Raw genomic sequence first — 23,825 nt, 5'->3', positions numbered from 1 at the left:
CCTGGTGACGAGACCGGCGCGGGCCGATCCGCCACCAGGGCAGTGTGTCGATCAGGCGATCTTCAGCGCGATCTCGCCGAGCACCGGCGCGTCCTCGCGTTCGACCACAGTGGCGGCGCCGATCAGCTCGTCGCCCTCGCGCCACACCTTGATCCGCAGCGTCTCGCCCGGGTACAGCACCCCGGCGAACTTGGCGCGGAAACCGCCGACCCGGCTCGCGTCACCGTCGAGCAGGCCGTCGGTGATCGCCTTGCAGACCACGCCGTAGGTGCACAGGCCGTGCAGGATCGGCGCGGGGAACCCGGCGCCCTTGGCGAACTCCGGGTCCGAGTGCAGCGGGTTGCGGTCACCGCAGAGCCGGTAGAGCAGGGCCTGCTGCGGCAGCGTCGGGGTGATGAGCTCCGCGTCGGGCGCTCGGTCCGGCAGCGCGGCCTTGGCGCTCGGGCCGCGCTCGCCGCCGAAACCGCCCTCGCCCCTGGCGAAGATCGAGGAGCGGACGGTCCACAGCGGCTCGCCGTCGGAGCCGACCACGGTGTTCTCCTGGACGATCACCGCGTTGGCGCCCTTGTCCCAGATCTCGCTGATCCGGCCGGTGCTGCTCGCCTTGCCGCTGGCCGGAATCGGCTTGTGCACCACCACTTCCTGGTGGCCGTGCACGACCTTGGCCAGGTCGATCTCGATGCCGGGGAAGCTGACCCGCGGCGCCTCGGTCTCGCGCAGGGTCGGCGCGACCGTGGCGAACGTGGGCAGCACCTGGGGCGCCTGGTCGTCGAGATAGGTCAGCTCGGCCGGGTCCGTCGGGTGCGCGCCCGCCCCGAGGCCGAGGTGGTAGAGCTGCACGTCGGTGGGCGTCCAGCTGAACTCGCGCTCCGGCAGCGGGGCGCCGAGCGCGGTCTGGAGGTCGATGGGCATTGCTTACTCCTGCGAGGTCGGGGTCGGTGCGTGCGTCACGCGGTGGCTTTCGCCTTCTCCGCGATGTCGAGCACCGCGAGGTAGGCGAAGGTGATCGCGGGGCCGATGGTCGCGCCGGGGCCCGCGTAGGTGTGGCCCATCACCGGCGCGCTGGTGTTGCCCGCGGCGTAGAGGCCATCGATCACCGAATCGTCTTCGCGCAGGACGCGACCGGCGGTGTCGGTGACCAGGCCGCCCTTGGTGCCCAGGTCGCCGGGGACCATCTTGGCCGCGTAGAACGGGCCCTGGGAGATCTCGGCCAGGCACGGGTTGGGCTTCACGGTGGGGTCGCCGTAGTAGCGGTCGTAGTGGCTGTTGCCGCGACCGTAGTCCTCGTCCTTGCCCGCGGCCGCGAAGCCGTTGAACCGGGTCACCGTGGCGCTGAGGCTCTCGGCGGGCACGCCGATGCGCTCGGCCAGTTCTTCGATGGTGTCGGCCTTGACGATGTAGTCGTTCTCCAGCCAGCGCGACGGGAAGCGCTGCCCCGGCTGCAGCCCGGCGAAGATGTAGCGGTTGCGGTAGCGCTGGTCGAACACCAGCCAGGCCGGGATGTTCTCGCCCGGACCCGCGCCCTGGCCGTACTCACCGCCGTACATGGTGTGCACCGCCTCGACATACGGCGCCGACTCGTTGCCGAACCGCTCGCCGCGGTCGTTGACCATGATGGTGCCGGGCAGATTGCGCTCGGCGAGGGCGAACCAGGGCTTGCCGCCCTTGAAGATGGTCGGACCCCACCAGGCGTCCTCCATGAATCCGACCGTCGCTCCCGCTGCCATGCCCGCGACGATGCCATCGCCGGTGTTGGCCGCGGCGCCGGTTGTCCACTCAGTGGTTATCGGCTGCCGCTGGTACTTGGCGCGCATGTCGGCGTTGTGCTCGAACCCGCCGCTGCCGAGCACGACGCCGTAGCGCGCGGTGAAGGTGACCGGCTCGCCGTCGACGGTGGCCTTGACCCCGGTGACCTTGCCGTCGGTGACCACCAGGTCGGTGAGCGGGGTGTTCAGCAGCACCGGGACGCCCGCGTCGAGCAGGCCCTTGCGCATCGCGGCGATGATCGCCTGGCCCATGCCGAGCAGGTGCTTGCCGGTGAACTTGGCCAGGTAGGTGCGCGCGCCGACGCGCAGCGCGCGCATCATGCCCTTGGGGTGGCGCTTGATCAGGTTGAGCCGCACGAAGTCGGCCTGCATGACGACCACGTTCAGCGGCGCTTTGGCGTAGGGCGGTTCCAGATTGGCCAGCTCCGCGCCGAGCACCTTGCCGTTGAACGGCGTCGGCTCGCACGAACGCCCGTCGCCGAGGCCGCCCGGAGCCTCCGGGTAGTAGTCGGAGTACCCGGGCACCCACTTCATCTTCAGCGGGGTGTGATCGAGGACGAAGTCGAACGCCTCGGCACCGCGATCGAGGTAGGTGTCGATCTTCTCGGCGGGCACCACGTCGCCGATGATGCTGTGCAGGTAGGTGCGCGCGTCCTCGCGGTCGTCGGGCCGGCCGGAGGCCTTCAGCGCCTTGTTGCCCGGAATCCAGACGCCGCCGCCGGATCGGGCCGTCGACCCGCCGTAGTGCGCGGCCTTCTCCAGCAGCACGACGCTCAGTCCCTTGTGGGCCGCGGCGAGGGCGGCCGTCATCCCGGCGGCGCCGCTACCGACCACCACCACATCGTATTCCCGATCACTCATGTGCAACACGTTATAGAAGGGGTCCGATGTTTGACAGTCCAAACTGGAACTTGTTCCAGTGGGCTCGGCGTTTCCCCTCCACATACTGGAACGTGTTATAGAAATCACCTGAGGTTGCGTTGTATTGTCAGGTGAATGGGCGACGGTCGTCCGGGAAACCCGTTACAGTTTTGTGGTCTGGAGGCCTCGCTGTGCGGCCTGCTCCGACCGACGTGTTGCCACAACCATCGACCGTGCTGCCAAGGAGGTCCGCGTGCTGCCTGACGCGGTACGAACTCAACTCGCCGACGAACTGGCCCGTGCCGAAGACGATCGGGTGGCCGTGTCGCCGCTCGTCGACCGGTATCCCGACATCGACGTCGTCGACGCCTACGAGATCCAGCTGCTCAACATCCGGCGCAGGCTGGCCGGTGGCGCGAAGATCGTCGGCCACAAGGTGGGGCTGTCGTCGAAGGCGATGCAGGAGATGATGGGCGTCGACGAGCCCGACTACGGTCATCTGCTCGCCGAGATGGAGGTCTTCGAGGACGTTCCCGTCGACACCTCCAAGTACCTGCTGCCGCGCGTGGAGGTCGAGGTCGGGTTCGTGCTCGGCGCCGACCTGCCCGGCGAGGACTGCACCGAGGCCGACGTGCTGGCCGCGACCGTCGCCTACGCGCCCTCGATCGAGCTCATCGACTCGCGCATCAACGACTGGAAGATCGGTCTGACCGACACCATCTCCGACAACGCCTCCTCGGCCGGTTTCGTGCTCGGCAAGGAACGCGTCGCGCCCGGCGACATCGATATCAAGGGCATCGACGCCGTGCTCACCCGCAACGGTGAGGTCATCGCCGAGGGCCGCAGCGACGCGGTGCTCGGTGATCCGGTGATCGCGGTCGCGTGGCTGGCGCGCAAGGTCGCGACCTTCGGGGTGCGGTTGAAGAAGGGCGACATCGTGCTGCCCGGTTCCTGCACGCGCGCCATCGACGCTCGCCCCGGTGACGACTTCCACGCCGAGTTCTCCGGACTCGGTTCCGTCCGCCTGCGTTTCAGCTGAACCAGACTTCCCAAGGAGTACACCGTGACCAGCAAAGTCACCGCCGCGATCGTGGGGTCCGGCAATATCAGCACCGACCTGCTCTACAAGCTGCTGCGCTCGGACAAGATCGAGCCGCGCTGGATGATCGGCATCGACCCCGATTCGGAGGGGCTCAAGCGGGCGCGCGGACTCGGTCTGGAGACCTCCGCCGAGGGCGCGGACTGGCTGCTGGCTCTCGACGAGAAGCCGGACCTGCTGTTCGAGGCCACCTCCGCCTATGTGCACCGCGCCTACGCGCCGAAGTACGAGGCCGCGGGCATTCGTGCCGTCGACCTCACTCCGGCCGCGGTCGGCCCGGCCGTGATCCCGCCGGTCAACCTTGACTCGCTGCGGGACGCGGCGAACGTCAACATGATCACCTGCGGTGGCCAGGCCACGATTCCGATGGTCAACGCGGTCTCGCGGGTCGTGCCGGTGTCCTATGCCGAGATCGTGGCCTCGGTGTCCTCGGTCTCGGCCGGACCGGGTACCCGGGCGAACATCGACGAGTTCACCAAGACCACCTCCAAGGGTGTGGAGACCATCGGTGGCGCGCAGCGGGGTAAGGCGATCATCATCCTGAACCCGGCCGAGCCGCCGATGATCATGCGCGACACCATCTTCTGCGCCATCCCCGAGGACGCCGACCGCGACGCGATCTCCGAGTCGATCTTCCGGATGGAGAAGTCCATCCAGGAGTATGTGCCCGGCTACCGCCTGCTCAACGACCCGCAGTTCGACGACCCGTCACTGGTGTCCGGTGGCTTGGCGAAGGTGTCGATCTTCGTCGAGGTCGAAGGCGCGGGCGATTTCCTGCCCCCGTACGCGGGCAACCTCGACATCATGACGGCCGCGGCCACCAAGGTCGGCGACGTGCTGGCCGATCAGATCATCTCGGCTCGGGTGTAAGGAGATTCGACCATGAACAACATCCTGCAGCCCTTCTCGGGCGAACTCGATGTGCGCGTCACCGATACCTCGCTGCGTGACGGCTCGCACCACAAGCGTCACCAGTTCACCGTCACCGAGGTCCGCGACATCGTCGGCGCGCTCGACGCGTCCGGTGTGCCGGTCATCGAGGTGACCCACGGTGACGGCCTGGCCGGGTCCTCGTTCAACTACGGGTTCTCCAAGACCCCCGAGCAGGAACTGATCAAGGCCGCCGCGGAGACCGCCAAGCAGGCCAAGATCGCCTTCCTGATGCTGCCCGGTGTCGGCATCAAGGAAGACATCAAGATCTCCCAGGACAACGGCGCCTCGATCTGCCGGATCGCGACCCACTGCACCGAGGCCGACGTCTCCATCCAGCACTTCGGCTACGCCCGTGACCTCGGCCTGGAGACCGTCGGGTTCCTGATGATGGCCCACTCCACCACGCCGGAGAACCTGGCCAAGCAGGCCCGCATCATGGCCGACGCGGGCTGCCAGTGCGTCTACGTCGTCGACTCCGCCGGCGCCCTCGTCCTGGAGCAGGTCTCCGACCGCGTCTCCGCGCTGGTCGCCGAACTCGGTGACGACGCCCAGGTCGGCTTCCACGGCCACGAGAACCTCGGCCTCGCCGTCGCCAACTCCGTCTACGCCGTCCGCGCCGGCGCCACCCAGATCGACGGCTCCGCCCGCCGCTTCGGCGCCGGCGCGGGCAACCTGCCCGTCGAAGCCTTCATCGGCGTCTGCGACAAACTCGGCATCAAGACCGGCGTCGACTTCTTCGCCGTCACCGACGCCGCCGAAGACGTCGTCCGCCCCGCCATGCCGTCGGAATGCCTCCTCGACCGCCAAGCCCTGATGATGGGCTACGCCGGCGTCTACTCCAGCTTCCTGCGCCACGCCGAACGCCAGGCCGAACGCTACGGCGTCTCCGCCGCCGAAATGCTCGTCCGCGCAGGCAAGCGCAAACTCGTCGGCGGCCAGGAAGACCAGCTCATCGACATCGCCCTGGAACTCCAGCGCGAAGCCTCGGCCCCGGCCTGACCCAACCACCCCTGACGGCGTGACCCGAACCCTCGGGCCACGCCGTTCGGCGTTTCCGGGCGACTCCGCCCGGGGCAGGCAACCGTCGGTCGGACGGAACACCTCGGTTCGCGAAAAGTGCTGGACAGGGGGGATATAAGTGGTTCATGAGTGATGACTTGGGGACGTTGTTCTGTGGGGGTGCGATGGCGGCTCGGGTCGAGGGGCTGGAGGCGGATGCCATTGTGGGGGCTACGCGGGTGGCGGCGGGGCGGGGGTCGGGTGGGTTTGTGCGGGAGTTCGCTGGTGGGGCGGCGTGTTTCGCGGAGGTGGGGTCGCCGTTGAACAAGGTGGTGGGGGTCGGGTTCGGTGGGGTGCCTTCGGTGGGGGAGTGGGCGGAGATCGAGGGCGCGTATGCGGCGGTGGGGGTGCCGGTGCAGGTGGAGTTGGCGCAGTTGGGGGATCCGCGGATCGGGGCCGAGTTGACCGGGCGGGGGTATCGGTTGGTGTCGTTCGAGAACGTGCTGGGGACGGAGCTGGGCGGGCGACGGTGGGTGGGGTCCGCCGACGTCGAGGTGCGGCGGGACGCGGGGGATGGGCTCGAGCAGTGGCTCGATGTCGTCGTCGACGGGTTCGCGCATCCGGACGACGAGGGTGTCCCGTCGCACGAGGAGTTTCCGCGGGAAGCGCTCGCCGCCGTGATGCGGGATATGGCCGCCACCGGTGACACCCGTCGCTATCTCGCCTATCGGGACGGGGTGCCTGCCGGCGGGGCGAGCATGCGGACCGACGGTGGCGTCGCCGCGCTCGCGGGTGCGGCGACGTTGCCGGCGCATCGCAGGCACGGAGTGCAGACCGCACTTCTGTCGACGCGCCTGACGGAGGCGGCGGCAGCGGGCTGCGACCTCGCGGTGATCACGACCCAGCCGGGCTCCAAGTCGCAGCAGAACGCGCAGGGCAGAGGGTTTTCGCTGCTCTACACCCGCGCGGTATTGGTCAAAGAGGTCTGACGGGTCCGGTCGCATGGTCAGCCCCCACGGTGCGAACACTCCGGCGGCGGCGGGGCCGTGCACCGCTCGCCGACGGCCCAGCCCGCGTACCGGTGGCGCTCCGACGCTGGTAGCGCTCGGCACCACAATCGCGGTGCGCTACAGGGCGTTGACGGCCTGGGCAACTCGCGTCGCACGTTCGGCCGGGGTCGTCGCCTTGAGGATCGGCAGGAACAGCCGGTACTGATCGGAGCGGCCGAGTGCGGCGTAGGCGGCTTGTGCCTCGGGTGCGTCGGCGAGTGCGGCGACGAGGTCGGCGGGTGTCTCGGCGGTGCGCTGGCGTTCGTACGCACCCGCCCAGCGACCATCGGCGACGGCTTCTTCGATGGCCGCGAATCCGGCGGGCCGCATTCGTCCGGCCGCGATGAGCGCCTCAGCCTTGGCCACATTGACCTGCGACCACGGGCTGCGAGCCCGGCGCGGGGAGTACCGCTGCAGGTAGTGGTGGGCGTCGAGGCCACGGCGATGGCTGTCGATCCAGCCGTAGCAGAGCGCGCCGTCGAGGGTCTCGGTGATCGTCACCGACGGGTCGGGGGCGCCCTTCTTGGCGATCCGCACCCAGACCTCACCGGCGGTGTCGTGATGGGCGGCCAGCCACGAATCCCAGTCGCTCGCTTCGGCGCAGGTGATGTAGTCGATGGTCATGGAAACCATGATCCGCCGCAAAGTGCTCACCGAATGAGCACTTAAAAGCGAAAGAAACGGGTGCGGCCGCGCATTGTGTGGGCGGCCGCACCCGCGGGACTCACAGCCAGGTGTCGAGGCTGGTGGTCGTGAGGAAATGGTCCAGGTCCGCGCGCCAGGGCGCGGGGGTGGTCTTGTCGGGCTCGATGCCGGTGTACTGGCCCCGGTAGAACAGCAGCGGACGACCGTTGGTGGTCTCCGATTCCGACAGGGCGTGCACCCGGCCGATGACGATGTAGTGGTCACCACCGTCGACGACGGAGTCGACGGTGCACTCGATGGTGGCCAGCGACTCGTCGAGCACCGGCACCCCCAATTCGGAGGTGTGCCAGGCGACTCCGGCGAACTTGTCGGTCTCCCGCGAGCCGAAGCGTGCGCAGGTCGGCTGCTGCGCCTCGGCGAGCACGTTCACGCAGAACTTGCCCGCCGCCTCGATCGCCGCCCAGGAGCGCGACCCCTTGGTGGGGCAGAACAGCACCAGGGGCGGGTCGAGGGAGAGGGCGGCGAAGGACTGGCAGGCGAAGCCGATCGGCTCGCCCGCCGGATCGAGCGCGGTGATCACGGTGATGCCGGTGCAGAACTGCCCCAGCACATTACGGAATTGCCGGCCGTCGATCGCCGGTGTCTGTTCGGTCATGTCCCTCGCCGCCATTCCTATTGCTGCTTGAATCCGACGGTGAAGTCGTGACCCCACAGGCTGACCGCGGTCGATTCGCGCGCGATCCAGTCGTCGTCGTCGACTTCGAGTCCCTCACAGCCGAATTCGATGTCGAATCCGCCGGGAGTCTTCATGTAGAAGGACAGCATCTTGTCGTTGATGTGCCGGCCGAGGGTGGCCGACATCTTCACCTTCTTGCGGTACGCGCGGTCCAGGCAGAGGCCGACGTCGTCGGAGTTCTCCACCTCGACCATCAGGTGCACGATGCCGGTCGGGTTCGGCAGCGGCAGGAACGCCAGCGCGTGATGGCGCGGGTTGCAGCCGTAGAAGCGCAGCCAGGCCGGGTCGCCGTCGGCGGGACGGCCGACCATCTGCGGTGGCAGCCGCATGGAGTCGCGCAGCCGGAAGCCGAGGACGTCCTGGTAGAACGCCTGCGCGGCGGCATCGTCGGTGCAGGTCAGCACCACGTGGCCCAGACCCTGCTCGGCGGTGACGAACTTGTGGCCGTAGGGACTGACGAAGCGGCGGCCCAGATACTGCGCGCCGTAGAACGCCTCGAGGGTGTTCCCGGACGGATCCTGGAACCGGATCATGCCCTCGACGCGGCGCTCGCCCAGCTCTTCCTTGGTGCCCTCGGTGAAGGCGACCCCGGCCTTGTCCAGGGTCTCCCGCAGCCGCTGCAGGCCGGGACCGTCGGTGACCTCCCAGCCGGAGACCAGCAGCCGGTCCTGCTCACCCGGGACGATCACCAGGCGGGCGGCGAAATCGTCCATGCGCAGGTAGAGCGCGTCGGGGTTCAGCCCGGTGCCCTCCATCATGCCGAGGACCTTCAGGCCGTACTCGCGCCAGGCCGCCATGTCGGTGGCCTCGATGCGCATGTAGCCCAGGGCGCGGATACTCATTGCTTCTCCTCGAGGAAATCGACCGTGAGCCGGTTGAATTCGTCGAACTTCTCCAGCTGCGCCCAGTGGCCGCAGCCACCGAAGACGTGCAGCTGCACGCGCGGGATGACCTTGGTGGCCACCAGCGCGCCGTCGAGCGGGTTCACCCGGTCCTCGCGACCCCAGATGAGCAGCACGGGCTGACGCAGCTTGTACGCGTCACGCCAGAGCATGCCCTTCTCGAAGTCGGCGCCGGCGAAGGACTTGCCCATCGCGCGGACCGCGGCCAGCGATTCGGGCGTGCTCGCCAGGGCGAACCGCTCGTCGATCAGTTCCTCGGTAATCAGCGACTGGTCGAAGACCATGATCCGCAGGAACTTCTCCAGGTTCTCCCTGGTCGGCGCGTAGCTGAAGGCCGAGAGCAGCTTGACGCCCTCGGTCGGGTCGGGCGCGAACAGGTTGGTGCTCAGCCCGCCGGGGCCCATCAGCACGAGCTTGCCCGCGCGCTTGGGGTTGTCCAGGGCGAAGCGCACCGAGGTGCCGCCGCCGAGCGAATTGCCCAGCAGGTGCACGCGATCGGTGATCTGCAGGTGATCCAGCAGCGCGAGCAGCGCGGTGGACGCGTGCACGAAGTACTGCGGGTGGTCGACCGGCTTGTCGGACTTGCCGAAACCGGGCTGGTCGAGCGCGATCACGTGGAAGTTCTCGGCCAGCACCGGGATGTTGCGGGCGAAGTTCGACCACGCCGAGGCGCCGGGCCCGCCGCCGTGCAGCAGCACGATCGTGGGGCCGTTGCCGACGCCCGCCTCGTGGTAGTGCAGCTTCAGTTCGGGGGTGACCTGCGCGTAGCGGGAGGTCGATTCGTAGGTGAGTTCAGCGGTCTGGGTCATCGGCTACACCATGGCGTCGGTGACGGGCAGGCCGAACTCGTGCGTGCCGTACATGACGTAGGCGCGCTCGGGATCGTTGGCCGCGTGCACCCGGCCCGCGTGCGCGTCGCGCCAGAAGCGCTGCAGCGGCGTGCCGTTGGCCAGGGCGGTGGCGCCCGAGGACTCGAAGAGCTTGTCGATCGAGGCGATCACCCGGCCGGTCGCGCGGACCTGGTCGCGGCGAGCCCGCACGCGCAGGTCGAACGGCACTTCCTGGCCCGCCTGCAGCAGCGCGTACTCCTCGGCGACATTGCCCGAGAGCTGACGCCACGCGGCGTCGATGTCGCTGGCCGCCTCGGCGACGCGCACCTTGGCGAACGGGTCGTCCTTGGCGTTCTCGCCGGCGAAGGCCGCGCGCACGCGCTTGCCCTGGTGCTCGACGTGCGCCTCGTAGGCGCCGTAGCCCATGCCGACGATCGGCGTGGAGATGGTGGTGGGGTGGATGGTGCCCCACGGCATCTTGAAGACGGCGTCGGTGTTCTGCTCGAGGCCGGGCGCGCGGCCCTCGCTCATCGCGCGGAAGCTCAGGAAGCGGTGCGACGGGACGAAGACGTCCTCGACGACCACGGTGTTGGAGCCGGTGCCCCGCAGGCCGACGACGTTCCAGACGTCGTCGATGCGGTAGTCCGAGCGCGGGATCAGGAAGGAGCCGAAGTCGACCGGCTTGCCGTTCTTGATCACCGGTCCGCCGAGGACGGCCCAGGTGGCGTGATCGGAACCCGAGGACCAGGCCCACGAGCCGCGCACGATGTAGCCGCCGTCGACCGCCTGGCCCGCGCCCATCGGGGCGTAGGAGGAGGAGATCCGCACGTCGGTGTCCTCGCCCCAGACGTCTTCCTGGGCCTGCTGGTCGAACAGCGCGAGGTGCCAGTTGTGCACGCCGATGATGCCGGCCACCCAGCCGGTGGAGCCGCACGCGCTGGCGATCTTGCGGACCGTGTCGTAGAAGACGACCGGATCGGCGGCGTGGCCGCCCCACTGCTTGGGCTGGAGCAGCCGGAAGAACCCGGTCTCCTGCAGCGCCTTCATGGATTCGTCGGGAATGCGGCGCAGGTCTTCGGCCTCCTGCGCACGTTCACGCAGTGTCGGCAGCAGTGCCTCGACCCGTTCGGTCACTTCTTGCGTCATTTCGGAGCCCGCTCCTGCCTTGTCGGATCGACAACCGGTTCTTGTTCGACTCTGAGATTAGAACAGGTTCTCATTTCTGTCGAGAAGATCGCCCTACCTCGGATATAACAGGGGCTCGGAGCGAAGTTCGCTGGATAGCTGGCGTGAAGCGCCCTCGTTTTGTAACGTGTTCTAGTGAAGAAGGAGGGTTCGGGATGGCAGTCAACCCCAAGGTGAGGGAACTCGATGTCGGTACAACGCCGACCAGGTTTGCGCGCGGCTGGCACTGTGTCGGCCTCACGAAGACCTTCCGCGACGGCAAGCCGCACGCGATCGAGATCTTCGGGACCAAGCTCGTGGTGTGGACCGACACCAACGACGAGATCCGCGTGCTCGACGCCTACTGCAGGCATATGGGCGGCGACCTGAGCATGGGCACGGTCAAGGGCGACGACATCGCCTGCCCGTTCCACGACTGGCGCTGGGGCGCCAGCGGCAAGTGCACGTCGATCCCCTACGCGCGCCGCGTTCCGCCGCTGGCGCGCACCCGGAAGTGGACGACGCTCGAGCGCAACGGCCAGCTGTTCATCTGGCACGACCACGAGGGCAACGAGCCGCCCGCCGACGTCACGATCCCGCACATCGAGGGTCCCTACACGGACTCCGAGGGCAACCCGCGCGAGGATCATGACAGCGGCTGGACGCCGTGGACGTGGAACACGATGCGCATCGAGGGCTCCAACTGCCGCGAGATCATCGACAACGTCGTTGACATGGCGCACTTCTTCTACATCCACTATGCCTTCCCGACGTACTTCAAGAACGTCTTCGAGGGGCATGTGGCGACGCAGTTCCTGGAGACCAAGGGCAGGCCCGACATCGGCATGGCCGCCAAGTACGGCGGCGAGACGCTGCTGAAGTCGGAAGCGTCCTACTTCGGCCCGTCCTACATGATCAATCCGCTGGTCAACATCTACGGCGGGTACGAGATCAAGGTCGTGCTGATCAACTGCCACTACCCGGTCAGCCAGGACGAGTTCGTGCTGCAGTACGGCCTGGCCGTGGAGAAGCCCAAGGGCATCGACGACGCGACCGCCGAGAAGCTGGCGGCCTCGATGACCGAGTTCTTCGGCGACGGCTTCCTGCAGGACGTCGAGATCTGGAAGCACAAGTCCAAGGTCGAGAACCCGCTGCTGTGCGAGGAGGACGGCCCGGTCTACCAGCTGCGCCGCTGGTACGAGCAGTTCTACGTCGATGCCGCCGATGTCACCGAGAAGATGACCCAGCGCTTCGAGTTCGAGGTCGACACCACCAAGGCCAACCAGGCCTGGGAGGCCGAGGTGGCGGAGAACCTGCGCCGCAAGGCCGAGGCAGAAGCCGAAGCGGGCGTGTAACCATGACACCGACCTGGGCCAAAGCCCCCGATTTCGCCGATCAGCCCGTGCGGCAGGCCGCGGTGCGGGCCCAGACCACGGTCGACAAACAGCACTACCTGGACGACGGCCTGACACCGGTGCGGTGTCAGGCCTGTTCCGCCGAGGTGCTGGTGCGCAAGTCCAGCGCGCACCAGACCTCGGTGCAGTGGACCGAACGACCGGACACGCACTGCCCGGTCTTCGCCCAGCTCAGCGCGCACGGTGCCCGGCCGGGCAGGCCGGAATCGTGCCCGTCGCTGGAGAAGTCCATCAAGTGGGCGGTCGACGAGGGCGTGCTCGAGATCCCCGAATGATCAGCTGAACGGGGTGTGCGGCCGGTCCTGCCGGACGCCGTCGAGGTAGATGTCGACCTTCTCGTTGTAGAAGCACGCCAGGCCGGCGATCTTCTGGCTCTCCGGCAGCGGCGTGCGATAGATCCACACGATGTCGCGGTGTTCGGTGCCGTCGATCTCGACGTTCCAGTAGTCGGCGGTGCCCTTGTACGGGCAGCTGGTGTGGGTGTCGGAGGCGGTCAGCAGATCCATCCGGACATCCGGCAGCGGCAGGTAAAACCGTGCGGGCAGGCCGGTTTCGAACAGGATGCGCGGTGAGGTGGAGTCGGCGACGGTGACGCCGTCGATCTCCACCCGCACCTGTCGCGTGCTGGCGAGGACGTCGACGCGCGAGTACGGGTCGCGGGGATGGACCATGATCGGCTCGTCCTCCTCGAACCAGTCGAACGCGGCGAAATCCAGGCGGACGGCGTCGTTGAGATCCGGCAGCGGCGAGTCCGGATACCGCTGTGCCGCCGCGTCGGCGCGCACGCCGTCGACGACCACGTCGTAGCCGGTGGCCTCGCCCCGGCTGGGGGAGTGCTCGCTGATGCCGTTGGGCTCCAGGTCGGCGTGCACGTCGGTGAGCGGGACGTAGTAGGTGGGGTAGTACGGGATCTCCCAGACGAGCAGTGGCCGCAGCGTGTCGGCCACCAATCGGCCACCGAGATAAGCCCTTACCCGCTTCTGTGATGCCTCGACTCGGACGCGTCCGCGCTTGTCATCGCTCATGGGGGCGACGCTACGCCCGCCGGGTGAACGCGGCCCGCGCACACGAGCGCCCCCGGTGCTCATGGCTCCGGAGGCGCTCGGGGTCACCGAGGGCGGGCTGGTCAGTCGCCGACGGTGATGGCCTGTGCTTCCTCGACGCTGTGCGGCGCCGGGTCGTGCTCGTCGAGGTGGGCCAGCGCCTTGCGGCCGACGAACAGCGCGCCGACGGCGGCGGCGGTGAAGGCGGCGCCGAGCCAGAACGGCAGCGAGACGCTGTGCTCGCCGAGCTTGCCCGCCACCCACGGCGCCGCGGCGCCACCGGCGAACCGGACGAAGCTGTAGGCCGCCGACGCGGTGGAGCGCTCGACCGGCGCGGAGATCATCACGGCCTCGGTGATCAGCGTGTTGTTCACGCCGAGGAACAGGCCGGCGATGACGACGCCGACGACCAGCACGATCTTGTGCTCGGTGAACATCCCCATCACGGCCAGATCGACGGCGAACAGGCCGAGCGACAGGGCCATCATCGGCAGGGTGCCGAAGCGCGCCTGCAGTTTCGGTGCCAGGAACACCGAGGCCAGCGCGAGCAGGATGCCCCAGCCGCAGAAGATGAAGCCGATCGCGTAGGTGCCCATGTCCAGGGGGAACGGGGTGTAGGCGAGCAGGGTGAAGAAGCCGAAGTTGTAGAGCAGCGCGGTGATGCTGACGGTCAGCAGGCCCCGGTGCCGCAGCGCCTTGAACGGCGCGGTGATCGAGGTCGGCTTCACGGGCTTGGGCATCTCGGGCAGCAGCACGACGATCGCGATGAACGCGACGGCCATCAGCACCGAGACCCCGAAGAACGGTCCGCGCCAGCTGATCCCGCCGAGCAGGCCGCCCAGCAGCGGGCCGGTCGCGATGCCGATTCCCAGCGCGGCCTCGTAGAGGATGATCGCCTTGGCGACACCGCCGGTGGCTGCGCCGACGATGGTGGCCAGCGCCGTCGCGATGAACAGCGCGTTGCCCAGGCCCCAGCCCGCGCGGAACCCGATGATCTCGCCGATCGTGCTCGACATGCCCGCCAGCGCGGCGAACACCACGATGATCGCCAGGCCGGACAGCAGCGTCTTCTTGGCGCCGAAGCGGCTGGAGATGACCCCGGTGATCAGCATGGCGACGCCGGTGACGGCCATATAGCTGGTGAACAGCAGCGAGACCTGCGACGGGCTCGCGTTCAGCTGTTCGCCGATCGGCTTGAGGATGGGGTCGACCAGGCCGATGCCCATGAACGCGATCACGCTCGCGAAGGCGACGGCCCAGACGGCCTTGGGCTGTCCGGACGGGGTGGTGGCTGCGGCGGCGGTGTCGTCGGCGCGAGTCAACTGGGGAATGCTCACTGGCGCTCCTGGTTGCATCACTGATGACCGCGGGCAACCGCACGCAGGGCTGTCAGCAGGTCGTTCATGTCGGTGTCGAGCCGGATCAGGCGATCGAGATCGAAGTCGGCGAGTCCGGGAGCCACGGCGGCCGCGAAGGCGCGCCTGGCCTCGACGAGGCGGTTCCGGCCCGCCGGGGTCAGTTCGATGAGAACCGCCCTGGAGTCCTGCGGGTCCCTGCTGCGGGAGGCGAAGCCGTCGGCGACGAGCCGACCGATCAGCGCCGTTGCCGCCGGTTGGGAACATCGATCGATCCGGGCGAAGTCGCTGACCCGCAGACCGCCGTGCTCGTCGAGCACGGCGAGGGCACGCAGGACCGCGCGGGGCAGATCGTCGTCGCTGATCGCCCCGGCGAGCCGGGTGAGCCGACCGGCAGTGACCAACAGGTCGACCACGATGTCGTCCGGGGATGGCTGCTCTGTCTGCTGCACGAACAACATTATTGCATAAGCTAACTATCTAATTCCAGCGGTCGCTCCGGTGACCTCTCGCACAGACGCCGAAAGCCCCGGCCGCGGGGTCGCGACCAGGGCTTTCGATGGGATGCGGTCAGGCGGCCGCGACCGGGCGACGGCCGGTGCCGAAGAGTTCGGCGGTGGCGTGCGCCCGCTTGAAGTACAGGTGGGCGTCGTGCTCCCAGGTGATGGCGATGCCGCCGTGCAGCTGGATCGTCTCGGCGGCCACATGCGAGAAGGTCTCGGTGCAGTGCTTGCGCGCGACGTAGACGTCCTCGGCGGCCGAGGCGCTGTTCTCCGCCACGGCCTGGGCGGCGGCCAGCGCCGTCGACTCGGCCGACTCCACCAGCACGTACATATCGGCCATCCGGTGCTTGAGGGCCTGGAAGCTGCCGATCGGCCTGCCGAACTGCACGCGCGATGCGGTGTACTCCACCGTCATCTCCAGGCAGCGCCTGGCCGCGCCGACCTGCTCGGCGGCCAGCGCCGCCCAGGCGATCTCGCGCAGGCGGGTGCGCAGGGCCGCCGGGTCGGCCGCGCCGATCCGGGTCGCCGGGGTGTCGGTGAAGGCGATGACGGCCAGCTCGCGGGTCGGATCGAGGGCGGGCGTCGGGGCGACGACCACGCCCGCCGCGTCCGCCGTCGTCTCGTACAGGCCGTCGTCGGTGAGTACCAGCAGCAGGTCGGCCTGGGCGCCGTGCAGCACGTAATGCGCCGCGCCGTTGAGCTTGCCGTCGCTCGCGGTGACGCCGGAGGCGTCCCAGCCCGCCGCGTCGGCCCAGCACAGCGCGGCCGTGCGCGAGCCATCGGCGAGGTCGGGTAGCAGCCGGGCGCAGGCCTGCTCGTCGTCCGAGAGCAGGATCGCCTGCACGCCGAGCACGGCGGAACCGAGCATCGGCACACCGGCCAGCGTGCGGGCCAATTCGCCGACCACCATCAGTGATTCGACCAGGCCCGCGCCCGCGCCGCCCCACTCCTCCGGCACCGCGAGCGCGGCGACCCCGACCTGCTCGCACAGCATGGTCCACAGCTTCGGGTCGTACCCGAGGTCGGTGTCCATGGCGGCGCGCACCGCGGCGGGCGTGGAGTGCTTGGCCAGCAGGGCGCGGACGGAGGTGCGGAATTCGAGCAGTTCATTCGATGACATGAGATTCCTTCGATCAGCCCGCCGCGGGCGCGGCGCGCAGGGCGTCGGCGATGCGGCCGCGGTGGAAATCGGCGGTGCCCCAGGCGGTGCGCAGGGCCGCCACCTTGGTGATCCACAGCGACAGGTCGCATTCGGCGGTGTAGCCGATGGCGCCGTGCACCTGCAGACCGGCGCGCGAGGCACGATGGGCGGCATCGCCGCAGGCCACGATGGCCGCCGACACATCGCGCGCGCGATCGTCGGAGTCCAGCGTGAGGGCGGCGCGGTAGAGCAGCGGCTCGGCCAGATCCAGCGCGATCAGCACGTCCGCGAGCTGCTGCTTCACGGCCTGGAATTCACCGATCGCGCGGCCGAACTGCTTGCGCTGCTTGGCGTAGGTGGTGGTCTGGTCGAGCAGCGCGCGGCCCGCGCCGAGCAGCATCGCGGCACAGGCGAGGACGCCGAGATCGAAGGCGTAGTCGATGGCGTCGCGCGCGTCGTCGGCCACGGCCTCGTCGGCCTCGACCTGGAACAGCTTGCGCGCCGGGTCGATCGAGGCGAGCGGTCCCGCCGCGGTGCGCCGCCCGACGGCCAGCGCGCCGCCGTCGGCGACCAGCACCAGGTCGGCGGCATCGGCGTCGAGCGCGATGCCGCGCTGCGTGGCACCGAAGCTGACGGTGCCGAGCAGCGCGCCGCCCGCCAGCGCGGGCAGCCAGCGCCGCGCGGGCTCGGCGTTCGGAAGCCGCTGCAGCAGAGCCGGAATCACCGCGGCCGACTCGATCACCGGGCCCGGCGCAGCGGCCCTGCCCAGCTCGACGAGCGCGACGACGAGGTCCACCGGGGTGGCCTCGGCGCCGTCGTACTGCTCGTCGACGATCAGGCCGAAGGCGCCCATCTCGGCCACCTGGCGCAGCAGCGCGGTGCCCTTGGCGGTGTCGCCCGCGGCCCAGGCGCGGGTCGCGGCGGGCGCCTGCGCGGCGTCGAGGACCTTGCGCAGTTCGGCGGCGAAGTCCTGCTGTTCGGTGGCGAGTGCGAACTTCATCGCGGAACTCCTGTGGTCGAACGGGTGGCCGGCCCGCACGCTGCGGCCGGGCGGCTGTGGGTATCCGCCGAAGCGGCGACGGTCATCGCTTGCTCTCCCGCGGCAGGCCGAGGATGCGCTCGGCGATGATGTTGCGCTGGATCTCGTTGGTGCCCGCGTAGATCGGGCCCGACAGCGAGAACAGGTAGCCGTCGGTCCACTTGCTGGTCAGTTCGGCGGCGGGGCCGAGCAGGTCGAGTCCCGTCTGGTGCATGGCGATGTCGAGCTCGGACCAGAACACCTTGGTGATCGAGGACTCCGCGCCGAGCTGGCCGCCGTCGGTCAGCCGGGTGACGGTGCCGAAGGTGTGCAGCCGGTAGGCCTCGCTGCCGAGCCAGGCGTCCACCACGGCGTTGCGCGCGGCGGTGTCGGTGGGGTCGGCGGTCTCGGTCCACAGGTCGATCAGCCGCTGCGCGGTCGCGCTGAACCGGCCGGGGCTGCGCAGCGACAGGCCGCGCTCGTTGCTCGAGGTCGCCATGGCGACCCGCCAGCCCTCGTTCGGCGCGCCGATGACATCGCGGTCGGGGACGAAGACGTCGTCGAGGAAGATCTCGGCGAAGCCGGGCTCGCCGTCGAGCTGCGGGATCGGCCGCACGCTGACACCGTCGGCGGACAGCGGGAACATCACGTAGGTCAGGCCGTGATGGCGCTGCGCGTCCGGGTCGCTGCGGAACAGGCCGAAGGCCCAGTCGGCGTAGGTGGCGCGCGAGCTCCAGGTCTTCTGGCCGTTGAGGATCCAGCCGCCCTCGGTGCGGCGCGCGGTCGAGCGCAGGCTCGCCAGGTCGCTGCCCGATTCGGGCTCGGACCAGGCCTGCGCCCAGATGTCGTCACCGCGCGCCATCCGCGGCAGGATCCGGGCCAGCTGCTCCTCGGTGCCGTGCTCGAACAGGGTCGGCGCGAGCAGGAAGATGCCGTTCTGGGCGACGCGCCCCGGCGCACCCGCCGCGTAGTACTCCTGCTCGAACAGCACCCACTCGAGGATGGAGGCGTCGCGGCCGCCGTACTCGGTGGGCCACGACACCGCCGACAGGCGGGCCTCGGCCAGCTTCGCTTCCCAGGCACGGTGGGCTTCGAAACCCTCCGCGGTGTCCATGGACGGCAGCGGTTCGCTGGGGACATTGGCGGCGAGGAACTCGCGCACCTCCAGCTGGAACTCCCGGACTGCCGGGTCGATCTCGAGGTCCACTTACTTCGTCCCGTTCTGTTCGGTCGCGGCGCCCTTCATCGAGCGGGCGGTCATCCCGCCGAGCGAATCGGCGCCGACTTCGGCGTTGTGCGCGTGCGCGAAATGGTGCAGCCCGAAGACCGAGTCCATGCCGGAGCGCATGCCCATCAGGTCTTCGGCCTGGTTGACGGCCTTCTTGGTGAGCGCGAGCCCGAATTGCGGCATGGCGGAGATCTTCTCGGCCAGCGCCAGCACCTCGGACTCCAGGTCCTCGCGCGGCACGACCCGGTTGACCATGCCCCACTCCTTGGCCTGGGCGGCGTCGAACCGGTCACCGGTGAAGAGGAACTCCTTGGCCGCGCGCGGCCCCATCACCCACGGATGCGCGAAGTACTCGACGCCAGGAATGCCCATCCGGACAACGGGGTCGGAGAAGAAGGCGTCGTCGGAGCAGACGATCATGTCGCACACCCAGGCCAGCATCAGCCCGCCCGCGATGCAGGCGCCCTGCACCATCGCGACCATCGGTTTGGGGATCTCCCGCCAGCGGCGGCACATGCCCAGGTACACCTCGGACTCACGCGCGAAGCGCTGATCGCCGCCGGCGCGGTCGAGGTGGTCCCACCACAGCGCGGCCTTGTTCTCGTAGTGCACGTCGTGGTCGCGGCCCGGGGTACCGATGTCGTGGCCAGCGCTGAAGTGCTTTCCGTTGCCCGCCAGCACGATCACCTTGACCTCGGGGTCCTCGACGGCCCGCACGAAGGCGGCGTCGAGGGCGTAGGTCATCTTCGAGTTCTGCGCGTTGCGGAACTCGGGCCGGTTCATGGTGACGACGGCGACCGACCCGCGCACTTCATAGGTGACGACCTCGGTCTCGGTTTCGGAACTCACGACTTCTCCTCACGAAGCTCACGCTTGAGCACTTTGCCCGCCGCGCTGTAGGGCAGCTGGTCGCGGAACTCCACGAGCCGGGGCACTTTGAAATTGGCCAATGTGGACGCGGCGAAGGCGATCACCTCGTCCGCGGTCAGCGTCGAGCCTGCCTTGCGGACGACGACGGCCTTGCCGACCTCGCCCATCCGCTCGTCCGGGATACCGATGACCGCCGACTCGGCGACGCCGTCGAGCCGGGCCAGGGTCTGCTCGATCTCGGCGGGGTACACGTTGAATCCGCCGGTGATGTACATGTCCTTGAGCCGGTCGGTGATCTTCAGGTAGCCGCGCTCGTCGACGACGCCGATGTCGCCGGTGTGCAGCCAGCCGTCGGCGTCGATGGCCTCGGCGGTGGCCTCGGGATCGTCGAGGTAGCCGAGCATCACGTTGGGGCCGCGCAGCAGCACCTCACCGGCCTCGGACAGGCGCAGTTCGAAGTCGGCGATCGGGCCGCCGCAGGTGTTGGCGATGGTGGCGGCGTCGTCCTCGGGGCGGCACATGGTGCCGAAACCGGCCGACTCGGACAGGCCGTAGGCGGTGATGACCACCTCGAAGTCGAGGTCGTCGCGCATCCGCTCGATCAGCACCACCGGCACCGTCGCCGCGCCGGTCACCGCCACGCGCAGCGAGGACAGGTCGCGCGCGTCGCGCTGGGGATGCTCGAGGATGGTCTGGTAGATCGTCGGCGGGCCGGTCAGCACGGTGATCCGCTCGGACTCGATCAGCGCGAGCGCGGCGGGCACGTCGAAGGTGGCCTGCGGGACGATGGTGGCCCCGGTGACCAGGCAGGCGAGGATGCCCGCCTTGTAGCCGAAGTTGTGGAAGAACGGCGGGATCATCAGGTAGCGATCGCCCGCGCGCAGGGTCGAGCACTCGACCCAGCCGCGCACGACGCCCAGCGCCTGCCGGTGCGCGACGAGCGTGCCCTTGCTGCGGCCGGTGGTGCCGGAGGTGAACAGGATGTCGGAGATGTCGTCGGGGGAGACGGCGTTCGCCCGCTCCTCGCCCGCCTCGGCGGTCACGGTCGCCGCCAGCTCGAGCAGCGCCGACCAGCTCAGCGACCCGTCGTCGACGGCGGATTCGCCCTCGACCGGGATCACCACGACGGTGCCGATCTTCAGCTCCGGCGCGGTCTCGCGCAGTTCGGCGGCGCGATCGCGGCCGAGGAACGACCCGGCGACGAACAGCGCCTTGGCGTCCACCCGGACCAGCACATCGGCCGCCTCGGCGGCGACATAGCGGGTGTTGAGCGGTACCAGCGCGGCGCCGACCGAGTGCGCGGCCAGCGCGGCCACCACCCAGTGATGGGTATTGGGCGCCCACATCGCGACCCGGTCGCCGCGGTCGATCCCGCGGGCGATCAGGGCGCGCGCCGCGATCCGTACCTGGTCGAGCAGGTCGGACCAGGTCAGGCGGGTCGCGCCGTCGATCAGGGCCGGCTCGTGCGGATGCGCCGCGGCGACGTCTCGCAGAGCCTGCGGGGTGGTCTGTGCAGGGGTTGTCACGGGGTCCTCACCAATCGGCTAACAAAGCAAGTGCTTGGTAGGTTATCCTATCGCCGTGGGCGTGATCCAGACCTCAGATTCCGATACCGCGACCTCCGACGCGGAGTTTTGCGCGGAAATACGCGACTGGCTGGCCGAAAACCTGGCCGGAGAGTTCCGTGACCTGCGCGGCACCGGTGGCCCGGGGCGCGAGCACGAGTTCTTCGAAGAGCGGCTGGCCTGGGACCGGCACCTCGCCGCGGCGGGGTGGACCTGCCTCGGCTGGCCGGTCGAGTGGGGCGGCCGCGGTGCCAGCGTGCGCCAGCAGGTCATCTTCCACGAGGAGTACGCGAAGGCCGACGCGCCCGCGCGCGTCTCGCACGTGGGTGAGGAACTGCTCGGCCCGACGCTGCTGGCCTTCGGCACCGAAGAACAGAAGAAGCGATTCCTGCCGGGCGTGCGCTCGGTCGGCGAGCTGTGGTGCCAGGGCTACTCCGAGCCGGGCGCGGGCTCCGACCTGGCCGCGGTGAGCACCACCGCGCGCCTGGACGGCGACCGCTGGGTGATCAACGGCCAGAAGATCTGGACCTCGCTCGCGCACGTCGCCGACTGGTGCTTCGTCATCGCGCGCACCGAGAAGGGGTCGAGCAGGCACAAGGGCCTGTCCTACCTGCTGGTCCCGATGAACCAGCCGGGCATCGAAGTGCGCCCGATCGAACAGCTCACCGGCACCTCCGAATTCAACGAGGTGTTCTTCGACGACGCCGTCACCGAGGCCGGTCTGGTGGTCGGCGAGCCGGGCGACGGCTGGCGCATCGCCATGGGCACGCTGACCTTCGAGCGCGGCATCTCCACGCTCGGTCAGCAGATCCGCTTCGCCCGTGAGCTCGCCGACATCGAGGCGCTGGCCCGGCGGACCGGCGCGGCCGACGACCCGCTGATCGCCGAGCGCATCGACAACGCCTGGGTCGGCCTGCGGGTCCTGCGCGCGCACGCGCTGCGCACCATGAGCGAGGACGTCGACGACGCCGGTGGCGCGTCGGTCTCGAAGCTGTTGTGGGGCAACTGGCATCGCGGGCTCGGCGAGCTCGCCATGGCGGTGCAGGGCGCCGCCGGGCTGGTCCTCGGTCCCGACGACATGACCGCATGGCAGCGGCTGTACCTGTTCAGCCGCGCCGACACGATCTATGGAGGTTCGAACGAAGTGCAGCGCAACATCATCGCCGAGCGTGTGCTCGGCCTGCCGCGGGAGGCCCGCCCGTGACCGGTCCGCTCTCCGTCCCGCCCCCGTCCATCCCCGGCCACGGCCTGCTGACCGGCCGCAAGGCCGTCATCACCGCCGCGGCGGGCACCGGCATCGGCTCGGCCACCGCGCGCAGGCTCCTGGAAGAGGGCGCTGACGTCGTCGTCTCCGACTGGCACGAGCGCAGGCTCACCGAGACCGCCGAGCTGCTCGCCAAGGAGTTCCCCGAGCGCAAGGTCGGCGCGGTGGTCTGTGACGTCCGCGACACCGCGCAGGTGAACCAGCTGCTCACCGATGCCGCCGCCGAACTCGGCCGGATCGACGTCATGGTCAACAACGCGGGCCTCGGCGGCGAGACGCCGGTGGTCGACATGACCGACGAGCAGTGGGATCAGGTCCTCGACATCACGCTCACCGGCACCTTCCGCTGCACCCGTGCCGCGCTCGGGTACTTCCGGTCGGCGGGCCACGGCGGCGTGATTGTCAACAATGCCAGCGTGCTCGGCTGGCGCGCGCAGCACGGCCAGGCGCACTACGCTGCCGCCAAGGCCGGCGTGATGGCGCTGACCAGGTGCAGTGCGGTCGAGGCCGCCGAGTTCGGGGTGCGGATCAACGCTGTCGCGCCGAGCATCGCGCGGCATCCGTTCCTGGACAAGGTCAGCTCGACCGAGCTGCTCGACGCCCTGAGCGAGCGGGAGGCCTTCGGCCGCGCCGCCGAGCCGTGGGAGATCGCCGCGACGATCGCCATGCTGGCCAGCGACTACACCTCGTACCTGACCGGCGAGGTGGTCTCGGTGAGCAGTCAGCGCGCATGACGAGCGGGCGCCCGGGTGCGGAGTTTCCAGAAACCAAGCAAGTGCTTGGTTGTAGGATGACGTCGTGACCGCATCCGACACCGTGAAACGTTCTCGCCGCGCCGAACTCCTCGACCTCGCCGCGAACCTGTTCGCCGAGCGCGGGTTGCGCGCCACCACGGTGCGCGACATCGCCGACTCGGCAGGCATCCTGTCCGGCAGTCTCTACCACCATTTCGACTCCAAGGAGTCGATGGTCGACGAGATCCTGCGCGGCTTCCTCGACGACCTGTTCGGCCGCTACCGCGAGATCGCGGCCGCCGGGTTGAGCTCGCGAGCGACCTTGGAAGCCTTGGTGATCGCCTCCTACGAGGCCTTCGACCGGCACCACGCCGCGGTCGCCATCTACCAGGCCGAGGCCAAGAACCTGCGCGACGTCGAGCGGTTCGGCTACATCCGCGACTTCAACACCGAGTTCCGCGAGCTGTGGCACAAGGTGCTGGCCGCCGGTGTGTCCGACGGCAGCTTCCGCCCCGAACTCGACGTCGAACTGGCGTTCCGCTTCCTGCGCGACACCGTGTGGGTCGCGGTCCGCTGGTACACCCCCGGTGGCCCGATCACCGTGCAAAGCCTTGCTCAGCAATATCTCACCATCGTGCTCGACGGGCTGACCGTGCCCGGGAGCACCGCGAAATAGGAGTTCCATCATGACCGCATCCGCCGAGC

The 23,825-nt window shown here is 69.2% G+C and carries 24 protein-coding genes; 9 read left to right on the top strand and 15 right to left on the bottom strand.

Annotation, left to right across the window (positions count from 1 at the left end):
- Positions 1-51: 51 nt before the first annotated feature.
- Both ACFYWJ_RS03155 and kstD read right to left on the bottom strand, forming a co-directional pair.
- On the bottom strand, positions 52-912 hold the full coding sequence (locus ACFYWJ_RS03155) for a MaoC/PaaZ C-terminal domain-containing protein (RefSeq protein ID WP_355270777.1): 861 nt from the start codon (positions 910-912) through the stop codon (positions 52-54).
- Positions 913-947: 35 nt separating this feature from the next.
- Entirely contained in the window at positions 948-2,627 is a 1,680-nt protein-coding gene (gene kstD / locus ACFYWJ_RS03150; protein ID WP_355270778.1) for a 3-oxosteroid 1-dehydrogenase, read from the bottom strand.
- Positions 2,628-2,880: 253 nt separating this feature from the next.
- Between kstD and ACFYWJ_RS03145 the strand changes: the two genes are divergently transcribed.
- The 4 genes from ACFYWJ_RS03145 (at position 2,881) to ACFYWJ_RS03130 (ending at position 6,647) form a co-directional block, all read left to right on the top strand.
- The gene (locus ACFYWJ_RS03145) at positions 2,881-3,666 is read left to right on the top strand and encodes a 2-keto-4-pentenoate hydratase (protein WP_355270780.1); all 786 of its coding nucleotides are present in this window, start codon (positions 2,881-2,883) and stop codon (positions 3,664-3,666) included.
- Positions 3,667-3,690: 24 nt separating this feature from the next.
- Positions 3,691-4,596, top strand: coding sequence for an acetaldehyde dehydrogenase (acetylating) (locus ACFYWJ_RS03140; RefSeq protein ID WP_355270781.1), 906 nt, complete (start codon positions 3,691-3,693; stop codon positions 4,594-4,596).
- A 12-nt stretch (positions 4,597-4,608) separates the two neighbouring features.
- Positions 4,609-5,658: a 4-hydroxy-2-oxovalerate aldolase gene (dmpG, locus tag ACFYWJ_RS03135; RefSeq protein ID WP_355270782.1), complete on the top strand. Its 1,050-nt coding sequence runs from the start codon at positions 4,609-4,611 to the stop codon at positions 5,656-5,658.
- 329 nt (positions 5,659-5,987) lie between these two features.
- Positions 5,988-6,647 (top strand): GNAT family N-acetyltransferase, encoded by a 660-nt coding sequence (locus tag ACFYWJ_RS03130; protein ID WP_355271709.1) that lies wholly within the window; start codon positions 5,988-5,990, stop codon positions 6,645-6,647.
- A gap of 138 nt (positions 6,648-6,785) precedes the next feature.
- On the opposite strand, the gene ACFYWJ_RS03125 is transcribed toward ACFYWJ_RS03130, so the two are convergent.
- From ACFYWJ_RS03125 to hsaA, 5 genes are all read right to left on the bottom strand, one after another.
- The gene (locus tag ACFYWJ_RS03125; protein WP_355270784.1) at positions 6,786-7,331 is read right to left on the bottom strand and encodes a YdeI/OmpD-associated family protein; all 546 of its coding nucleotides are present in this window, start codon (positions 7,329-7,331) and stop codon (positions 6,786-6,788) included.
- Between the two features lie 100 nt (positions 7,332-7,431).
- Positions 7,432-8,007 (bottom strand): 3-hydroxy-9,10-secoandrosta-1,3,5(10)-triene-9,17-dione monooxygenase reductase subunit, encoded by a 576-nt coding sequence (gene hsaB / locus ACFYWJ_RS03120; protein ID WP_019044727.1) that lies wholly within the window; start codon positions 8,005-8,007, stop codon positions 7,432-7,434.
- Positions 8,008-8,024: 17 nt separating this feature from the next.
- Entirely contained in the window at positions 8,025-8,930 is a 906-nt protein-coding gene (gene hsaC / locus ACFYWJ_RS03115; RefSeq protein WP_355270786.1) for an iron-dependent extradiol dioxygenase HsaC, read from the bottom strand.
- Positions 8,927-9,799 (bottom strand): 4,5:9,10-diseco-3-hydroxy-5,9,17-trioxoandrosta-1(10),2-diene-4-oate hydrolase, encoded by an 873-nt coding sequence (gene hsaD, locus ACFYWJ_RS03110; protein WP_355270788.1) that lies wholly within the window; start codon positions 9,797-9,799, stop codon positions 8,927-8,929. The genes hsaC and hsaD overlap by 4 nt, the downstream gene beginning before the upstream one ends.
- Before the next feature lie 3 nt (positions 9,800-9,802).
- Positions 9,803-10,966 carry a 3-hydroxy-9,10-secoandrosta-1,3,5(10)-triene-9,17-dione monooxygenase oxygenase subunit gene (gene hsaA / locus ACFYWJ_RS03105; protein ID WP_355270790.1) on the bottom strand — a complete coding sequence of 388 codons (1,164 nt, stop codon included), beginning with the start codon at positions 10,964-10,966 and terminating at the stop codon, positions 9,803-9,805.
- A 194-nt stretch (positions 10,967-11,160) separates the two neighbouring features.
- On the opposite strand from hsaA, the gene ACFYWJ_RS03100 reads away from it, so the two are divergent.
- Complete coding sequence (locus ACFYWJ_RS03100; RefSeq protein ID WP_355270792.1) at positions 11,161-12,339, top strand: Rieske 2Fe-2S domain-containing protein; 1,179 nt, start codon at positions 11,161-11,163, stop codon at positions 12,337-12,339.
- A gap of 2 nt (positions 12,340-12,341) precedes the next feature.
- On the top strand, positions 12,342-12,674 hold the full coding sequence (locus tag ACFYWJ_RS03095) for a hypothetical protein (protein ID WP_355270794.1): 333 nt from the start codon (positions 12,342-12,344) through the stop codon (positions 12,672-12,674).
- Here the strand turns inward: ACFYWJ_RS03095 and ACFYWJ_RS03090 are convergent, their stop codons facing one another.
- The 8 genes from ACFYWJ_RS03090 to ACFYWJ_RS03055 all read right to left on the bottom strand — a co-directional run bounded on the left by ACFYWJ_RS03090 (position 12,675) and on the right by ACFYWJ_RS03055 (position 21,083).
- Complete coding sequence (locus ACFYWJ_RS03090) at positions 12,675-13,424, bottom strand: DUF427 domain-containing protein (RefSeq protein ID WP_355270796.1); 750 nt, start codon at positions 13,422-13,424, stop codon at positions 12,675-12,677.
- 101 nt (positions 13,425-13,525) lie between these two features.
- Complete coding sequence (locus tag ACFYWJ_RS03085) at positions 13,526-14,779, bottom strand: MFS transporter (RefSeq protein ID WP_387160702.1); 1,254 nt, start codon at positions 14,777-14,779, stop codon at positions 13,526-13,528.
- Positions 14,780-14,796: 17 nt separating this feature from the next.
- Positions 14,797-15,258, bottom strand: coding sequence for a MarR family winged helix-turn-helix transcriptional regulator (locus ACFYWJ_RS03080; protein WP_378825197.1), 462 nt, complete (start codon positions 15,256-15,258; stop codon positions 14,797-14,799).
- A 109-nt stretch (positions 15,259-15,367) separates the two neighbouring features.
- Entirely contained in the window at positions 15,368-16,420 is a 1,053-nt protein-coding gene (locus ACFYWJ_RS03075) for an acyl-CoA dehydrogenase family protein (protein ID WP_355270799.1), read from the bottom strand.
- A 13-nt stretch (positions 16,421-16,433) separates the two neighbouring features.
- The gene (locus ACFYWJ_RS03070) at positions 16,434-17,441 is read right to left on the bottom strand and encodes an acyl-CoA dehydrogenase family protein (RefSeq protein ID WP_355270800.1); all 1,008 of its coding nucleotides are present in this window, start codon (positions 17,439-17,441) and stop codon (positions 16,434-16,436) included.
- An 82-nt stretch (positions 17,442-17,523) separates the two neighbouring features.
- Positions 17,524-18,666: an acyl-CoA dehydrogenase family protein gene (locus tag ACFYWJ_RS03065; RefSeq protein WP_355270802.1), complete on the bottom strand. Its 1,143-nt coding sequence runs from the start codon at positions 18,664-18,666 to the stop codon at positions 17,524-17,526.
- On the bottom strand, positions 18,667-19,536 hold the full coding sequence (locus ACFYWJ_RS03060) for an enoyl-CoA hydratase (RefSeq protein ID WP_355270804.1): 870 nt from the start codon (positions 19,534-19,536) through the stop codon (positions 18,667-18,669).
- Positions 19,533-21,083 carry a FadD3 family acyl-CoA ligase gene (locus tag ACFYWJ_RS03055; protein ID WP_355270806.1) on the bottom strand — a complete coding sequence of 517 codons (1,551 nt, stop codon included), beginning with the start codon at positions 21,081-21,083 and terminating at the stop codon, positions 19,533-19,535. Before ACFYWJ_RS03055 ends, ACFYWJ_RS03060 begins: the two co-directional genes overlap by 4 nt.
- Before the next feature lie 55 nt (positions 21,084-21,138).
- Between ACFYWJ_RS03055 and ACFYWJ_RS03050 the strand changes: the two genes are divergently transcribed.
- From ACFYWJ_RS03050 to ACFYWJ_RS03040, 3 genes are all read left to right on the top strand, one after another.
- Positions 21,139-22,326 (top strand): acyl-CoA dehydrogenase family protein, encoded by a 1,188-nt coding sequence (locus tag ACFYWJ_RS03050; RefSeq protein WP_355270808.1) that lies wholly within the window; start codon positions 21,139-21,141, stop codon positions 22,324-22,326.
- Positions 22,323-23,120 (top strand): SDR family oxidoreductase, encoded by a 798-nt coding sequence (locus ACFYWJ_RS03045; protein WP_355270810.1) that lies wholly within the window; start codon positions 22,323-22,325, stop codon positions 23,118-23,120. Before ACFYWJ_RS03050 ends, ACFYWJ_RS03045 begins: the two co-directional genes overlap by 4 nt.
- Before the next feature lie 64 nt (positions 23,121-23,184).
- A complete protein-coding gene (locus ACFYWJ_RS03040) occupies positions 23,185-23,796 on the top strand; it encodes a TetR/AcrR family transcriptional regulator (RefSeq protein WP_355270812.1) in 612 nt (203 codons plus the stop codon).
- Positions 23,797-23,825 lie beyond the last annotated feature (29 nt).

The organism is Nocardia sp. NPDC003269 (assembly GCF_042888005.1).
GTDB lineage: Bacteria > Actinomycetota > Actinomycetes > Mycobacteriales > Mycobacteriaceae > Nocardia.
Note: the sequence above shows the minus strand (reverse complement) of the source record. Positions and strands in the feature narration are given on the sequence as shown.

What these genes read in the sequence shown, in the direction of transcription:
- ACFYWJ_RS03155 (WP_355270777.1), bottom strand. Translation starts at nt 912, where the DNA reads ATGCCCATCGACCTCCAGACCGCGCTCGGCGCCCCGCTGCCGGAGCGC.
- kstD (WP_355270778.1), bottom strand. Translation starts at nt 2,627, where the DNA reads ATGAGTGATCGGGAATACGATGTGGTGGTGGTCGGTAGCGGCGCCGCC.
- dmpG (WP_355270782.1), top strand. Translation starts at nt 4,609, where the DNA reads ATGAACAACATCCTGCAGCCCTTCTCGGGCGAACTCGATGTGCGCGTC.
- ACFYWJ_RS03125 (WP_355270784.1), bottom strand. Translation starts at nt 7,331, where the DNA reads ATGACCATCGACTACATCACCTGCGCCGAAGCGAGCGACTGGGATTCG.
- hsaB (WP_019044727.1), bottom strand. Translation starts at nt 8,007, where the DNA reads ATGACCGAACAGACACCGGCGATCGACGGCCGGCAATTCCGTAATGTG.
- hsaC (WP_355270786.1), bottom strand. Translation starts at nt 8,930, where the DNA reads ATGAGTATCCGCGCCCTGGGCTACATGCGCATCGAGGCCACCGACATG.
- hsaD (WP_355270788.1), bottom strand. Translation starts at nt 9,799, where the DNA reads ATGACCCAGACCGCTGAACTCACCTACGAATCGACCTCCCGCTACGCG.
- hsaA (WP_355270790.1), bottom strand. Translation starts at nt 10,966, where the DNA reads ATGACGCAAGAAGTGACCGAACGGGTCGAGGCACTGCTGCCGACACTG.
- ACFYWJ_RS03100 (WP_355270792.1), top strand. Translation starts at nt 11,161, where the DNA reads ATGGCAGTCAACCCCAAGGTGAGGGAACTCGATGTCGGTACAACGCCG.
- ACFYWJ_RS03095 (WP_355270794.1), top strand. Translation starts at nt 12,342, where the DNA reads ATGACACCGACCTGGGCCAAAGCCCCCGATTTCGCCGATCAGCCCGTG.
- ACFYWJ_RS03090 (WP_355270796.1), bottom strand. Translation starts at nt 13,424, where the DNA reads ATGAGCGATGACAAGCGCGGACGCGTCCGAGTCGAGGCATCACAGAAG.
- ACFYWJ_RS03080 (WP_378825197.1), bottom strand. Translation starts at nt 15,258, where the DNA reads ATGTTGTTCGTGCAGCAGACAGAGCAGCCATCCCCGGACGACATCGTG.
- ACFYWJ_RS03075 (WP_355270799.1), bottom strand. Translation starts at nt 16,420, where the DNA reads ATGTCATCGAATGAACTGCTCGAATTCCGCACCTCCGTCCGCGCCCTG.
- ACFYWJ_RS03070 (WP_355270800.1), bottom strand. Translation starts at nt 17,441, where the DNA reads ATGAAGTTCGCACTCGCCACCGAACAGCAGGACTTCGCCGCCGAACTG.